Origin of the sequence: Pseudonocardia alaniniphila (genome assembly GCF_022524485.1) — a bacterium.
In the GTDB taxonomy this organism is placed as follows: domain Bacteria; phylum Actinomycetota; class Actinomycetes; order Mycobacteriales; family Pseudonocardiaceae; genus Pseudonocardia; species Pseudonocardia alaniniphila.
In genome coordinates, this window is the sequence record NZ_JAKXMK010000071.1 from 1 (window position 1) to 14,898 (window position 14,898).

Here is a 14,898-nt window from a genome sequence, read left to right on the forward strand (position 1 = left end):
ATCCTGTCGTCCCGACGGCACGATGGGCGGTTCCCTACGTCGGGGGAGCCGCCCATCAGCGTTTCTACCTGCGGAAAGGCTGGGCTTGAGGGCTTGTACCTCGCCTGAGCGTGAAGCCGTGGAACGCAGGTTCTCGATCATGGTTTCGTGCTGAGTGACTATCTGAGTGACTGTCTGGCGAGTCGCGTGGGAAGAGGTCGTCCATCGCGGTGGTGCCCTCGTCGAGCACACAGCGTGGTCGAGGCCTGGGCCCACAGGAATCGTCGCCATGACGTGTCGGTCGAGCGAAGCGGCGCCGGCGGTATCCGCCGCGGCTTGAGGGTCCTGCGGACGGTCGAGGCTCCGACGCGATGGCCGAGCTTGAGCAACTCGCCCTGGATGCGCTGGTATCCCCAGGTCTGGTTCTCTCGGGCCATCCGTTCGATCAGCGCTACGATCGTGCCGTCGAGGGGAGGACGACCGGTGCGATGGGGGTAGGTCCATTTCCTGGTCACCAGGCGGCGGTGCCACCGTAAGACCGTGGCCGGGCTGACCAGGCGGTGACCGCGCAGCGCCGTGGGGAGGTGTCGGATCGGCCCGGCGAACAGGGCCCGGTCGGCCCAGTCCAGGCGCGGCCTCGGGTTCGTTCGGCGGAGTACGGCGACCTCGTGGCGTAGGACGAGGAGTTCGATGTCCTTAGACGATGAGGCGCGGCAAAGTAGTGACAGCCAGTGCAGGAGTCGGTCGAAGATCAGGTAGAGCAGGCGTAACGACACGTCCACAAGCATGGCCCGCCACTGGAGAGCGCCGATCATCACAGGTCACGGGCTCAGGCCGACTTCTGGAACCCCAAAGGTGATCGCCGCGCACACCCAGCTCCGCCTCGCCCGACCGTTGGCCGAAGACCTCCGCCAGCCCTGGGAGAAGCCCACGCCACCAGGCCGACTTACCACGGCCCGGGTCCGCCGCGGATTCGCCGAACCTACGCGCGACCACCGCCCTGCCGGCCAGCGCACCCAAACCCGCCAGACCCGGACCCGGACGCCCACCAGGCTCCAAGAACCGCAGGCCCGCACCCCGCTACGACGTCGGGAAGACCACCGGACGCGACCTCACCGTGACCGCTCACGCAGCAATGCGACCGTCGTGAACAGCGCGGGGACATCGACAGTGGACGGACAGCGCTCGATCTCTGCGCCTTGGGATCCGGTTCTCACCCCGGATCACTCCGGTCTTTAGCGTCACCAGTGCACCGGGAGCTGACGTACGCCGTAGACCGCGCCGTCCTCCTTGAAACGGAGTTGCTCGAAGGGGACACCCAGGCGCAGTTGCGGGAGCCGCTGTAGCAGGGTCTCCAAGACAACGTGCAGCTCTACCCGCGCCAGGTGCTGGCCCAGGCACTGATGGGTGCCGAAGCCGAAGGCGACGTGGGGCTGGCCACGGCGCGTGATGTCCAGTTCGCCTGGGGCATCGAAGGCCCGCTCGTCGTGGTTCGCGGCATCCAGTACACAAAGGACCCCATCCCCGGACTGGATGATTTCTTCGCCGACCCGGACATCGCGGGTGGCCACTCTCGGTGCTCCGCTGTGGACGATCGTGGCATAGCGCAGCAGCTCTTCCACCGTCGATCTGATCAATTCGGGTTGTGCGCGGAGCATGGCGAGCTGATCGGGTGCACGCAGCAGGGCGAGCGTGGACATGGTGATCTGGTTCGCCGTGGTCTCGTGGCCGGCGATCAGTAAGAACATGCACTGGCGGGCTATCTCCGAGTCGGCCAGTTCACCACTCGAGACCAGCCGGCTGACGATGCTGTGATCGGGCTCTGCTCGCTTGCTGTCGGCCAACGCGGACAGGTAACCGAGGAGCTCATGATTGGCCTGTTCGAGCTCCCCGGGCTCGGCGAAGGTTTGGAGCAGCTTGCCGGCGCGTTCCTGGAAGAACTGGTGGTCCTCATAGCGGGCACCCAGTAGGCGACAGATGATTAACGACGGGACCGGCAGGGCCAGCGCGGTCATCAGGTCGACTGGCGAACTCTGCTCGATGATGTGGTCCAGGCATTCGTGCACGGCCTGCTGGATTTCCGGACGTAACGCTTCGGCTCGCCGAGGAGTGAAGTCTTCGGCCAGTATCCGGCGCAGTCGGGCGTGGCGATCTCCGTCCATTCGAATGAACGATGGGACATTTCCTGTGTTTTGCGATTTCAATCCTTGGTTGATCCAGGGAAAGCCGGGGTGGTGGGGCTCGGAGCTGAATGTCGGGTCGCGTAGGACGTCTCTGACCTCCGCGTGGCCGGTGACCAACCAGGCCTTCGAACCATCCCAGAGTGTGACGCGCTGGACCGGCGACTCCCGGCGCATGTGGTCCACTTCGGTCGGTGGCGCGAACGGGCACCGGCCTCGCGTGGCCGGAAAGGTCAACTTCTCGTGCATCATCTGGCTCCTCCGTTGATGAGATCGTCCGGTTGCTCCGTAGGATTGATGCTGGTGGGGAGCAATGCCTTCCAGTGTCGAGCTCGCCGCTAACTTCCAGGCCCAGCCTAACGATCTTCGCCGTGGCATGCCGTGGTGCAAACCACGACAAACGTGGTTGACGTTCCGCGACGTCGCGAGACGTCGTCGCTCGTCAATCGCTGCCTTGGGGCTGCGTGGCAGGTCGGCGCAGGGTTTGGATCAGGTCCCGGGGAGGCGGGCCGGGGGTTTACACGGGTTCGATCGGAGCCCTTCCCGTGCAACATCATTTGCGCCGTGGTGCTCGTCTTTGTCCGCGCATGGTTAGAGTCGAGCCCGCGCGAGTAGTGGGCGGTAAGGGCGTTTAATTTTGTGGAATAATCGAAGTCGCTTGAGTCGTGGCCGCATGGGAACGGCGCGTCAAAGGTGACAGTGGGTGCTCGACGCGAGCGCGAACCAATTTTCGGCTGGTGTTCGTGACTGTTTCCAGTTTGGTTGTTTGGTGGTCTCCGCCGAGCTTGCGGAACGCCATGATCACTCGGGGCTGCCTCTGCGGCTGCCGTCGGTCGGCCGGAGTCCGCTTGATGTCGGAGTCGCGGTAGGCGGTGCAGTCGTTGTGGTTGTCCTGTTGTGGTCGGCCCGGGGATCCCGAACGTCCTCGGCCGTGAACGGAATGCGTTCCAGGTGTAGGTGTCGGGCTCGACGTCGACCATGGCCCGGATCGCGGCCGGGAACTCCGCACCTGGCTGGCGTTGTGCGCGCGGCCGCTCCAGCCGAGCCGGCCACCGACCTCCTCACCCAGGGAGCGGGAGTTCCGTGCGTCACAGAAGTTGACCTGAAGTCAAGTCAGTTGCCACGATGATCAGGTGGCCATGGGCCCACGAACGTCCCCGTCGAGGAGAAGTACGGCCCCGTTTCGCCCGAGCGCGGCCGTTCGTTCCGCGTGGCCGGCAGGCCGTGCACGAGTTGAGGAACCAGAATGTTCATCGCCACGATCATCGTTTCGGCTGTGCTGGCGTTGCTGTTGGTGATGTCGGGCCGCGGGAAGCTGGTCAAGGACCCGATGCAGATGGCGACCATGCAGAAGGTCGGCTTTCCCGAGGACAAGCTGTGGCTGCTGGCGGTTGCGGAGATCGCCGGTGCGATCGGGCTCGTCGTGGGCCTGTTCTGGTGGCCGTTGGGGGTGGCAGCCGGAATCGGCGTGGCCGCCTACTTCGTCGGCGCCGTGATCGCGCACGCGCGGATCGGTGACTGGAAGTTCACGGCGCCCGCTGCGCTGCTGCTGCTCGCCGTCGGTGCGCTGGTCCTACGACTTCTGTCTGTGTGAATGGGCGAGACCCAACCGGATAACAGATCGAATCAGAGGTGGCTCAGGTGGTTTCACCAGCGAAGCTGGCACATGTCGTGTTGTGGACGCGGCAGATCCAGCAGATGCGTGATTGGTACGGAACGGTCCTCGGTGCGCGGGTGGTGCACGCGAACCCGTTCGCGGTGTTCATGACCTACGACGACGAGCACCACCGGGTGGCGCTGGCCCACCCGCAGGGCGTGGCGATGGCGAAGGAGCACCTGGGCGGCATCCCCGACGGCCTGCCGGGGACCGATCGGCCGGTGGGTGACCTGACACCCCAGCAGGTCGCGGAGCTTCCCGCCCACGGCCTGTCACACGTCGCCTTCGCCTACGACACCCTCGAGGACCTGCTGGGCACCTACGAGCGGCTCAAGAAGGAGTCCGTGCTGCCCGCCTCGAAAATCAATCACGGCACGACCACCTCGATCTACTACAACGACCCCGATGGCAACTCCATCGAGCTGCAGATCGACAACTTCGACACCGTCGACGAGGGCACGGCGTTCATGGAGTCCGAGTCCTTCGCGCGCAACCCCATCGGAGTGGAGTTCGACCCCGAGGAGATGCTGGATCGCCTGCGCGCAGGTGAGTCGGCATCGGACCTGATCAGGCCGACGTGGTGAGCGCGGCTCGGGTGATCGGCGCCGAACCCACCCTGGAGGCCCTCCGTGCGAGGGCTGCGTGTATGGACATCGTCAACGCCTCGTTGCGGCTGGTCGACGAGAAGCGGGCGCTGAGCGTGCTGGCGTCGTACACCGAGGACGCCGTGATGGAGCTCGGTGGGGCCGAGGTCAGCGGCGAAGCACTGGAAGCCGCGATGCGCAGCCGGGACAACGACGACATCCGGCGGGTGCACGTTCCGGGCCAGACCGACTTCTGGACGGAGGGCCCGGATCGCGCCCGTGCGGTGACACTGCTCCAGCTGTTCAACCTCGGACCGGACTCGTCGGTCGTGCCGCCGGTGGCGGCGCTGACCCGTCTCGACGACTACTTCGTCCGCTCCGACGACAGTGTGTGGCGGCTGGCGCGGCGCGTGGTCCAACCACTCGCGGGAGGGTGAGTAGATGTATCTCTATCGCACGGCCCAAGGGCTTGCTCGACGCGTGGGGGACGAGCTGGAGCTGCTCGACCTGCCCCACCCGGATGTGAAGGCACTTCTCGAGGACGACATCGAGCTGGCGAGCACAGCGCGCGTGCTCGACCGCGTCCCGCTCGCGGGCATCGATGCCCTGACTCCGGTGCCACGGCCGGGAAAGATCGTGATCGCCGGTGCGAACTACCGCGACCATCTGATCGAGGCCGGCATGCCGATCCCGGAGGCGGCGCTGTTCACCATCGTCCCCTCCGAGCTGATCTTCGAGGGACTGGTGGTGGGGCCGGCGGCGCCACTCGTGTTGCCCGCCGAGGCGCCGGACCAGGTCGACTACGAGGCCGAGGTGGCGGTGGTGGTCGGGCGGGCCGGCCAGGACATCCCGGTCGAGGACGGCTGGCGCCATGTCGGCGGCCTGGTAGTGGCGAACGACGTGTCGGCCAGGGACGTCCAGCTGAAGGGCTTCACCGACGGTGTGATCACCGACGATGCCCAGGTCCGCCGGGGCAAGATCTTCCCGTCCTTCAAGGCTGCGGGCCCGGCTCTGGTCACCGTGGACGAGCTCGCCCTACCGCTCGACCTCGCGATCACCACCAGGGTGAACGGGGAGCTGCGGCAGGACAGCCGGACCAGCGAGATGCTCTTCTCCATCCCCGAGGTGCTGGCGACCGTGTCGGCGACCGTGCCGCTGGAGGTCGGTGATCTCGTGCTCACCGGTACGCCCGCCGGTGCCGCCGTGGGGTCCGGGAAGTACCTGCGTGCGGGCGACGTGGTGGAGATCGAGGTAGAGAGCCTCGGCCGATTGTGCAGCGAGGTCGTGGTCGGCAGGTGATCCTCCCGGGCTATCGGCACGTGCCCGCCGTCACGCGCCACGAACACGGTCCTGGTGAGGCGACCGGCGACAGGTGACAGGTGACAGCGCGAGGTGACGCGCTGGGACGACCCGTGCCCGCGCGCCACCTCGCACCCGATGCCGGCCATGCACCCTGTGCGGCGCCCCGCTGCGGTCGCGGACGCCGACTGTACGGTCGCGGTCCCGGCTGAGATGGACGGTCCTGTCGAGCGTGTCTCCGAGCGGCCCGCGAAAGGAGTCGCCGGGCTGATCCCCGTACACCGTGTCTAAGAGGAAAGTCCTCGGCTTGACCAGGACGGTCGCCCATAAGGTGGGCCCGTCGGGCGTCAACGTCAACTCGTTGTCTTCCGATCCGGTTCGGGGGCCGCGGACGGAGCGCAACTTTCAGTTGGAAGCCGAGCGCCGGGGTATCCCGTGGCTGAGGTGGAGCGAGAGGTCGTCTCACGGGCAGCGCTGCATCGAATGGTCGAGGAGAGCGAGGTGGCCGACGCTGTGGCGGCCAAGCTGCGCATGTCGGGACTGTGCGCTGCGGAGGTCGATCTGCCGGCCGGAATGGTCGGCGCTGAAACCGTCGCTGCGCACGTTCCCGCCGGGACGATCGTCTCGTTGCCTCACGCTCGGACGCGGGGTGCGGGGCCGTCCCCGAGGGGCTCGGAGGCGTGGGGCTCTCGGGACGGAGGAACCGGTTCTCACCGGTGGATCGGCGGTCTGTGGGCGTGGGCGGGCCGCGACAGCGGGAGGTTCCGGGCCTGCGGCCGGCGGTATCGTGGCCGGGCACTGAGGGAGGCAGCGGTAGTGGGTTCTTCTCGGTCGGAGGTTCCGGCGCGTGGTGAGCGTGGCGCGGCTCTGGTGGCCGTAGCGGCAGAATTGTTCGCGAGCAAGCCGTACGACGACATCTACGTCACGGATATCGCCAAAGCGGCCGGTGTTGCGCACGGGTTGTTGTTCTACCATTTCAAGGACAAGCGCGGACTTTATCTCGAGGTCCTGCGGCGGGCGCAGCAGGAGGTCGACGACCTGCACCGCCGCCGCGAGGGCGAGGACAGCAGGCAGCAGTGGCTGCGTGGGGTCGTGCGCAGGCACATCGAGTACCGGCGCGACCACGCGTTCACGATGCTGGCAATGATGCGGCGCGGCGGTCAGGATCCCGAGGTCGATGAGATCTTCGAGCAGAGTCGGCGGGTGGGCACAGAGTTCCTCTGCGAGTTGCTGGGTTTGAGTGAGCCACCCGCGCCACCGGTGCGCGTCGCGTTGCGCGGTTGCATGGGCGCGGTGGACGAGATGTGCGTGGACTGGCTGTCCCACGGGTGTGACCTCGAGCCGGAGGAGTTGATCCATCTCGCCTACACGACGGTCGTGACGATCCTGTCGACGGTGTGTTCGGCCGGCCGGGAGCTCGCGGAACGCGTCGACGAGCTCGGACCCTCGGGTGGATCGGTCAGATAGTGCCGACAACTCCAGGAGGACCTGCCGCTCCATCGGCTCGGACGGCGACGTGCACAAGTGCGTCGTTCGCGCGGCGCCGGCAGGTCAGCCGTCGAGGCGGAGCACGTTGTTTCTGTGGAGGTGTCGGGCGTCGAGCATCCGGTACGCGGTCTGGATCTTGATCTTTAGCCTCGGGCGGCCAGGTCCGGGTCGGTGTGTGCGGGTGTTCGGCGTGTCACCGTGACATGGCACGACCACCGCTTGATCATCTTCGGGTCGTTGTCGCACGGCGCCGTGCGAAACTATGTCGCGAGGCCTGGCCACTGGGCGTCGCCCCGGCGTGGTCGGCCCGCCCGGTCACGGTGACGTCGAGCCATAGCAGCCGGTGATCGCCGAGACGACCGGATCAGGCTGCCGCCGGGCTGCGCGCCGAACCGGCCGAGCTCGGTGACGAGCTGCTCCATTCGCCCGGCCGGGACCTCGGGAAGGGGTGCTGACACAGGTGTCCCTCCAGGCTGCTCGATGCCTGTCGGGGAGTGGCCGGTCAGCCCCCTGATTGCCTTGCCTGGCCGAGTCGCTTTTCTGCTAACCGAGTCGCTCAACGGACTGGAGGCTGAGCCGCTGGACGTCGAGCAGGTGCCCGTGCATTGCCTCGCGCGCGGCCTCCTCGTCGTGCCGGCACATGGCGTCCAGGATCCGGTGGTGCCCATCCAGTGACTGCTGCATGCCGTCGGGAGCGCGCAACGACCGCTCCCGCCTGTCGCGCAGCAGTTCATGGATGCCCTCGATCATTTTGGCCAGCAGATCGTTCGTGGTGGCCCGCGATCGCGAGGTGGAACGCGCTGTCGTCGTCGACGAACGGAATCTCTCGGGCGAGCTGCTCCTCCTTGCGAGACACGGCTTGCCGGAGGACGTCGAGGTCGGCGGATCGGGCCCGTTGCTCGGCCAGCCGGGCGACCTGAGGCTCGAAGAGCAGGCGGAGTTCGAGCTGGTCGGCAAGGGTGCCCTGGGCGAGTCGCAGGGCGGTGACGAGCGTCGTGACATCGGCCACTGGGCTGCGGGTGTTGGAGGACAGCGGCAGTGCTGTGGACGCCGCGGTCGCCGTCAACGCCGCCCTCGGCGTGGTCTACCCGCACATGACCGGCCCGGTTGGGGACGCGTTCTAGCTCATCTACGAGCCGGCCGGCGAGTGCACGCACTCAACGGAAGCGGCCGCGCGGCCCGCGCGGCCTCCCGCGAGTGGTACCGCTCACAAGGGCACCGGACGATCCCGCCGCGCGGCGCGTTGTCCGCGGTGACTGTGCCCGGCGCCGTCGACAGCTGGTGCGCCGCACACGACCGGTTCGGGCGGCTGTCGCTGGCGCGGGTGCTCGCGCCCGCCATCGCCCATGCCAGGGACAGCTATCCGATGTGCGGCGGCCAGGCCGCGTGCCTGCCACGCGGATGAGGTCCTCGTCAGTCGTGCCAGGCGGGCCGGCGCACAGGTAGTACGCCAGCTCCGGTTGTTTGCCGGCATCGAGTTGGTCGGGGCTCAGGATCTGGCGGCGGACCAGTAGCCAGCGGGCCCAGCCGGGTGGGGTGTGCTCACCGGTCGACACGGAGCCGACGGACCAGTCGAACACCCGCGGCCCCTGCGCCCCGTCGGCGCAGCTGAGATGCTTCCAGGCGTTCTCGGGGCTGCCGCAGCAGCGGAGTCAGCGCGGCTGGAGCCGACTGCAGCGGGGATGGTCTGGCTGCGGGGCACGGCCACGACGTAGCCGATCCGGCGTCGTTCGCACCAGGTCCGGAACTTGTGGTCCTGCCCGTAGGCCTCGTCCGCTGCGACCCAGGAGGCGGGGACATCGGCGTCCAGGGCCCGGCCGAGCATTTCCTGGGCGAGCACTGCTTTGGCGGCGAACTCGACCTAGTCGGGCACCGCCGCCTCGCGGCAGCGGTCGCGGTCACCTGTCCACGTCTTGGGCAGGTAGAGCTCCCGGTCGATCAACGTCCGGCCCTTGCCAGTGGCGTAGGCCAGAAACACTCCGAGTTGCCAGTTTTCGATCCGCCCGGCCGTGCCCGAGTACTGGCGCTGCACCCCGGCGGACTTGCGGGCCCTTCTTCAGAAACCCGGTTTCATCCACGATCAGGACACCGCCGGGCTCGCCGAGGTGCTTCACGACATAGCCACGCAGGTCATCACGCACCCCATCTGCGTCCGAGTTCGCCGCGTTCAGCAGCCGCTGCATCCCATCCGGGGTCGCATCCCCAGCGACCTCCGCCAGCGTCCACCCGTTCTTGCCCGCCAACGGGCGCCAACAGACCCCGCACATACGCCCGCGCCCGCCGCCGCGGCTCCGGCCGGAAGAACCGCTCCGCGGCATGCGCGAACAACCCGTCCAGTCCACTCGCCCAGGCCGCGAGATCCTCTTCCACCATCACAAGATCGACAGACTAGGACCACCAAGATCACAAACTGCGGCTGGAGTACTAAGCCAAGCTCACCGTGAATACAGGTGTGGCCAGGATTTTGTATGATAAGAGAAGTACGAGCGCTTAGTTCGAATCGCGAATAATTCGGCATGGGCCACTGCAGAGACCCCGGGATTCGGAAGCAACCAGGGACCTACGCTGGAGCGATCGGGGGATTCGCCGTGGCAGCATCTTCCGTGTTGTCGCCATCACACGGAAGTTTGCCCTCCGAGCTACAGGCGGACCGGCAGTCGCGGACCAGTACGGAGCATCTAGGGAGAAGCAATCGGGGGTTTGCACGAGTTCGGTCGGAGCCTTATGGGCGCGAAATCATCGGCGTCATGGTCTTAGTTTGGTGCGGTGTTGCGGTCGATCCCGGCGACTTGCGGGCGAGTAGAGTGGTGCAACTATTACAAGCATCCTTAATGTCATGTGTCGTCCACTTGGCGGGCCTGCACGTGCGCCATGGCGGTCATGGCGGTATGCCGTGAGGAAAACCGATCTCAGCGCGAGATAGCCGCTCCTTCGGGCGATGGTCAAATATCATGCCAAAGACGACTGCGTCGAGCCGAACGGGAACTCCTAGTGGCTTCACATTGCCTAGTTTGGAGAAAATGGATCACGGAGCATTGAGATCTGATCTGCATCACTCTCGGAGTCAAGTATCGCATCCCGAAGATGGCTTGGCGCGACGATTCGCGATATCGGTGCGGCGGCCTTGCTCTTGGATGACGGGTTTCGCAGCGCTATCTCGAGCCGTCGATAAATCGCGTCATGGCCTCGATCGGATTGTGGACCGAGGGTTTGATCTGCAGAAACGTTTACGTTCCCTTGCGTAGCTCTCGACGAGCAGCAGCGGCTTCCCCGGCGATGGGCCGGACCTGCGATCCTTCCGATCCGGGCTGGGCTGCCGGCTAGTCTGGTAACGGAAATGGTGTCGTTGCGAGTGGAAGCCTCCGCTTCGGAATTCAACACGGCTCGTCCAGTCGTCGACGGCGTGCTAATAAGTGGCGAGTGGCATTACGTAACCAGAATTCGCCAGGCAGGCTGGGTTCGTGTGTAAGATATCCAGCGCCACGCGGGGCCGACACTGGCGCGTTTTGGCGCCGTTAGTCACCATGCAGTCGGCAGATCGACCGCACCTGGCCAATCCGTCGGAGGACGCCTGCGTAATCACTACTTCATCCCGAGATCCCGCGAAAGGAGTGGAAATGAGCAAGACGCAGCCCGCGTCCGCTCGAGTGAGATCCGTCGGAGTTTCCGACTCGGGCGCACCGGTACTGAGTGACAAGCAGAGGTCCTACAAGGCGCTCTTCGACTCGTTCACGCAGGACTCGGAAGGGAGGATCTCGCCGTTCGAGGTGCTCACCCGGCTGAGGCGTGCCGGGATCTGTGCGGACGATCGGCGGATCCAGGATGCGTGGAGCGCGTTGGACACGCCGGGCCAGGAGAGTGGCCGGCTTGACCTGGACAGGTTCATCGCGATCTGTCAGCGCAACAGCGGCATCATCAGTCGGGCCATCCGGGGGGAACTGGTAGTCCCTGACTTCCCGCGTTTCGTGCAGGATATCGAGTCGATATATCAGGAGCTGCTGAACGAGCGGTCCGGGGCCGTGGCGAACTACATACCGCAGTTGGGCAGGGTTGACCCGGAGCGGTTGGCCATCGCGGTCTGCACCACCGACGGCCAGCGGTTCTCGGTGGGCGACCACAGCGTCAACTTCTGCCTGCAATCGGTGTGCAAACCGATCAACTACCTGCTGGCCTTGGAGGAACACGGCGCGCCGACCGTGCATCGACACGTCGGCTGCGAGCCCAGCGGCGTGCGCTTCAATGAGCTGTCCCTCAGTGACAAGGGCATCCCACGCAATCCGATGATCAACTCTGGGGCGATCATGTGCAGCTCCCTGATCCGGCCCGCGGACAACATGGCCGACCGGTTCGACTACGTAGCCGACGCATGGCGGCGTCTGGCTAGCGGCGGACGGATCGGGTTCAATAACGCGGTCTACCTGTCCGAGCGCGACAGCGCGGACCGGAACTTCGCGCTGGGCTACTTCATGCGCGAGAAAAAAGCGTTTCCGTCCGGCGCCGACCTGCTACACACGCTTGAGTTCTATTTCCAGTGCTGCTCAATCGAGATCGACGCCGACTCGCTCGCGGCCACCGCCGCTGCACTGGCTACGGGAGGCGTCGCACCACTGACCGAGACCCGCCTCTTCAGTACCGATAACGTGAAGAAATGCCTCTCCCTAATGTCCTCGTGCGGCATGTACGACTACTCCGGAGAATTCGCGTTCCACATTGGACTTCCTGCCAAAAGTGGGGTCGCTGGGGCCCTCCTGATCGTCGTTCCACAAATCCTGGGAATCGCCGTCTGGTCGCCCAGGCTCGACGAAGTTGGGAACTCCGTCCGCGGCATAAAATTCGCTCGGATGCTCACTGAAAAATACAATTTTCATGCCTACGACGGCCTGGTCAGCGGCGACGAATCCGGTAAGCGTGATCCACGCCGACGGAAGAACGAAACCACTGCCGACGGCGTGGTCCGCCTGTGCTGGGCTGCGAGCCAAGGGGACCTGGACGACGTACGCGGCACCATCGCCACTGGCATCGACCCCAGCACCTCCGACTACGACGGCCGCACAGCCCTCCATCTTGCGGCATCCGAAGGTCAACTCGAGGTCGTGCGCTACCTGCTTCAACAAGGCGCCAACCCCCACGCCCGTGACCGCTGGGGCGGAACGCCGGCAACCGATGCCGACCGCGAAGGCCACACCGCCGTGGCTCGGCTCCTCACCCGCGCACCCGCAGACGACAAGCCCGCCGCCGTCTCCTGATCCCCGCTCTCCAGGAGAGACGTCAGACATGTGCTTGTGCAGGAGGAGGGAACAATGCTCAACACCGGCGATACCGCCTGGGTGCTCGCCGCCGCCGCGCTGGTGATGCTGATGACCCCAGGGCTCGCGTTCTTCTACAGTGGCATGGTCAGGAGCAACAGCGTCCTGAACATGTTGATGATGAATTTTATCTGCTTGGCAGTGGTCGGCGTGCTCTGGGTGTTGTTCGGCTACAGCTGGTCGTTCGGCAACGACGCCGTTGGTGGCCTGCTGGGTGACAACGCCTTCGCCGGTCTGGGTCAGACGATCGGTCACTTCGTCGGCGTCGCCGTCACTGGACCACCGGCCGTGCCCTGGCCCGGATCGGACGCGTTACCGGCCACGGTGTTCGTGATGTTCCAGCTGATGTTCGCCGTCCTCACGCCGGCCCTGATCTCCGGCGCGATCCCGGACCGGGTGAGATTCTGGTCCTGGACGTTGTTCGTGGCGCTGTGGGCGACCATTGTCTACTTCCCGGTCGCGCACTGGGTGTTCTCTTTGGACGGCTTCACCAGTCCCGACTTCCACGGCGGCTGGATCGCCAACACTCTCAAGGCCGAGGACTTCGCCGGCGGCACCGCCGTGCACATCAACGCCGGTGCGGCAGCCCTCGCACTCGCCATCGTGCTCGGCCGCCGCACCGGCTGGCCACGCGAATCACCCCGTCCACACAACCTGCCCTTTGTCCTGCTCGGCGCCAGCCTGTTGTGGTTCGGCTGGTACGGCTTCAACGCCGGCTCAGCACTCAGCGCGGCCGATCTGGCCGGTCTCGCGTTCACCAACACCACTGTGGCGGCCTGCGCCGCGGTCCTCGGGTGGCTGCTGGTCGAGCAGGTCCGCGACAGCAAACCCACCGCCCTGGGTGCGGCTTCGGGTGCGGTCGCCGGACTGGTGGCGATCACACCCGGCTGCGCCTTCGTGACACCCCTCGGCGGGGTCCTCATCGGCCTGGCTTCCGGTGTGGTGTGCGCGCTGGCTGTGGGTCTGAAATACCGGTTCGGGTTCGACGACTCGCTCGACGTGGTCGGCGTGCATTTGGTCGGGGGCATCATCGGGACACTGCTGATCGGCCTCCTCGGCACCAGAACGGTGAACCCGGCCGCCCTGGGCGAGGACGGCCTCTTGTACGGAGGCGGCTTCACCCAGCTCGGCCGGCAAGCCGCCGCCGCAGGCGCCGTGATGGTCTACTCGTTCGCATTAGCGCTTGTCATCGGGCTCGTCATCAAGAAGACGATCGGCTTCCGGATCGACGAGAAGGCCGAGATCGCCGGCATCGACGAGCAGGAGCACGCCCAACTCGGCTACGACTACTCCAGCATGGGCGGCTTAATTACCGGCGGCCTTCGGTCACAAGGCCAACGCGGCTCTTCGTCCGCGATGAGGATCAAAGGGTCGTGGGCGAAGCCGTCGTGTACGCAGCCCATGCTGGCCCGGATATCGCGACTCGCTCCTCGTGCGGTTAGGGCGTCTATCCGAGGGCACTCGCGCAGCTCCATCGGCATCCCTGCAATCACGAACACCGGAGACAGCGCTGCCAGCGCGATCACCACTAGAAGCACGCCTGCGGCCGCGTTGTAACGCGCGGTATCCCTTGCGTTAAGCTCGGTGGTGGTCTCCACGCTGCGCCTGCGCGCGGTTGCGCCGATGGCGCTCAGGTCGCGAGCAGCGCGGCGGACAAACCCCGGCTGACCCACCGCCGCTGCTGGATCGACCACGACGGTGCGCGGCCGGTCATCGAAGCCACCCTCATCCGGCTGCAGTCCAGCACGTGCCAGGCACCGTGACCCTAAGCCGGTCTGGCTGTGGTCCTCGACCACTGCGGCCACTGCCACGGACGTCGACCGCTGGTGTGAGCACCTGGGCTATGAGCGTCACGACCGGACCGGGTGGGATGGGGGCAACTCGCGCAACGGCACCCGGACGAAGACGGTGTTGACCGAGATCGGGCCGGTGCAGATCGAGGTGCCTCGGGATCGGGACGCCAGCTTTGACCCGGTGATCGTGCGCAAGCGCCAACGGCGCCTGGACGGGATCGATGAGATCGTGCTCTCGCTGACCGCCCGCGGGCTGACCACCGGCGAGGTGGCCGCTCACTTCGAGGAGGTCTACGGGGCCAAGGTCTCCCGGGACACGATCTCGAGGATTACCGACAAGGTGCTCGAGGAGATGGCCGAGTGGCAGAACCGGCCGCTAGATGCGATCTACCCGGTGATCTTCGTGGATGCGATCCACGTGAAGGTGCGCGACGGGCAGCACACCTTCCGTCCCTTCTAGGTGGTCATCGGCGTCACCGTGGACGGGCACCGCGACATCCTGCGCATCTGGGCCGGCGAGGGTGGTGAGGGCGCGAAGTACTGGCTGCAGGTGCTCACCGAGGTCCGCAACCGCGGCGTCGCCGATGTGTACATCGTGGTCTGCGACGGGCT

8 protein-coding genes and 4 pseudogenes are annotated in these 14,898 nt (G+C 66.1%); 9 read left to right on the plus strand and 3 right to left on the minus strand.

The features are described 5' to 3' along the window. Nucleotides 1-1,220 precede the first annotated feature (1,220 nt). On the minus strand, nucleotides 1,221-2,411 hold the full coding sequence (locus MMF94_RS42580) for a cytochrome P450 (protein WP_241043201.1): 1,191 nt from the start codon (nucleotides 2,409-2,411) through the stop codon (nucleotides 1,221-1,223). Nucleotides 2,412-3,405: 994 nt separating this feature from the next. Between MMF94_RS42580 and MMF94_RS42585 the strand changes: the two genes are divergently transcribed. The 5 genes from MMF94_RS42585 (at nucleotide 3,406) to MMF94_RS42605 (ending at nucleotide 7,166) form a co-directional block, all read left to right on the plus strand. Beyond that, nucleotides 3,406-3,753 carry a DoxX family protein gene (locus MMF94_RS42585; protein WP_241043202.1) on the plus strand — a complete coding sequence of 116 codons (348 nt, stop codon included), beginning with the start codon at nucleotides 3,406-3,408 and terminating at the stop codon, nucleotides 3,751-3,753. Nucleotides 3,754-3,800: 47 nt separating this feature from the next. Beyond that, entirely contained in the window at nucleotides 3,801-4,400 is a 600-nt protein-coding gene (locus MMF94_RS42590) for a VOC family protein (RefSeq protein WP_241043203.1), read from the plus strand. Beyond that, nucleotides 4,397-4,837 carry a nuclear transport factor 2 family protein gene (locus MMF94_RS42595; protein ID WP_241043204.1) on the plus strand — a complete coding sequence of 147 codons (441 nt, stop codon included), beginning with the start codon at nucleotides 4,397-4,399 and terminating at the stop codon, nucleotides 4,835-4,837. Before MMF94_RS42590 ends, MMF94_RS42595 begins: the two co-directional genes overlap by 4 nt. Nucleotides 4,838-4,841: 4 nt before the next feature. Further along, nucleotides 4,842-5,699 carry a fumarylacetoacetate hydrolase family protein gene (locus MMF94_RS42600; RefSeq protein ID WP_241043205.1) on the plus strand — a complete coding sequence of 286 codons (858 nt, stop codon included), beginning with the start codon at nucleotides 4,842-4,844 and terminating at the stop codon, nucleotides 5,697-5,699. 816 nt (nucleotides 5,700-6,515) lie between these two features. Continuing rightward, a complete protein-coding gene (locus MMF94_RS42605; protein ID WP_241043206.1) occupies nucleotides 6,516-7,166 on the plus strand; it encodes a TetR/AcrR family transcriptional regulator in 651 nt (216 codons plus the stop codon). Nucleotides 7,167-7,730: 564 nt separating this feature from the next. On the opposite strand, the pseudogene MMF94_RS43985 reads toward MMF94_RS42605, so the two are convergent. Continuing rightward, nucleotides 7,731-8,196, minus strand: a pseudogene (locus MMF94_RS43985) (FadR/GntR family transcriptional regulator). Between the two features lie 34 nt (nucleotides 8,197-8,230). Here MMF94_RS43985 and MMF94_RS42620 point away from each other — a divergent pair. Continuing rightward, nucleotides 8,231-8,592: pseudogene (locus MMF94_RS42620) on the plus strand (gamma-glutamyltransferase). Here the strand turns inward: MMF94_RS42620 and MMF94_RS43990 are convergent. Beyond that, nucleotides 8,570-9,560, minus strand: a pseudogene (locus MMF94_RS43990) (IS701 family transposase); the annotation flags it as partial. The pseudogenes MMF94_RS42620 and MMF94_RS43990 overlap by 23 nt on opposite strands. 1,244 nt (nucleotides 9,561-10,804) lie before the next feature. Between MMF94_RS43990 and glsA the strand changes: the two are divergent. The 3 genes and pseudogenes from glsA to MMF94_RS42645 all read left to right on the plus strand — a co-directional run. After that, nucleotides 10,805-12,433 carry a glutaminase A gene (gene glsA / locus MMF94_RS42635; protein WP_241043210.1) on the plus strand — a complete coding sequence of 543 codons (1,629 nt, stop codon included), beginning with the start codon at nucleotides 10,805-10,807 and terminating at the stop codon, nucleotides 12,431-12,433. 54 nt (nucleotides 12,434-12,487) lie between these two features. Next, complete coding sequence (locus MMF94_RS42640) at nucleotides 12,488-14,050, plus strand: ammonium transporter (protein ID WP_241043211.1); 1,563 nt, start codon at nucleotides 12,488-12,490, stop codon at nucleotides 14,048-14,050. A 228-nt stretch (nucleotides 14,051-14,278) separates the two neighbouring features. Further along, nucleotides 14,279-14,898 (plus strand): annotated as a pseudogene (locus tag MMF94_RS42645) (IS256 family transposase); the annotation flags it as partial.

Coding starts and splice junctions, on each gene's coding strand:
- MMF94_RS42580 (WP_241043201.1), bottom strand. CDS start 2,411: ATGATGCACGAGAAGTTGACCTTTCCGGCCACGCGAGGCCGGTGCCCG.
- MMF94_RS42585 (WP_241043202.1), top strand. CDS start 3,406: ATGTTCATCGCCACGATCATCGTTTCGGCTGTGCTGGCGTTGCTGTTG.
- MMF94_RS42600 (WP_241043205.1), top strand. CDS start 4,842: ATGTATCTCTATCGCACGGCCCAAGGGCTTGCTCGACGCGTGGGGGAC.
- glsA (WP_241043210.1), top strand. CDS start 10,805: ATGAGCAAGACGCAGCCCGCGTCCGCTCGAGTGAGATCCGTCGGAGTT.
- MMF94_RS42640 (WP_241043211.1), top strand. CDS start 12,488: ATGCTCAACACCGGCGATACCGCCTGGGTGCTCGCCGCCGCCGCGCTG.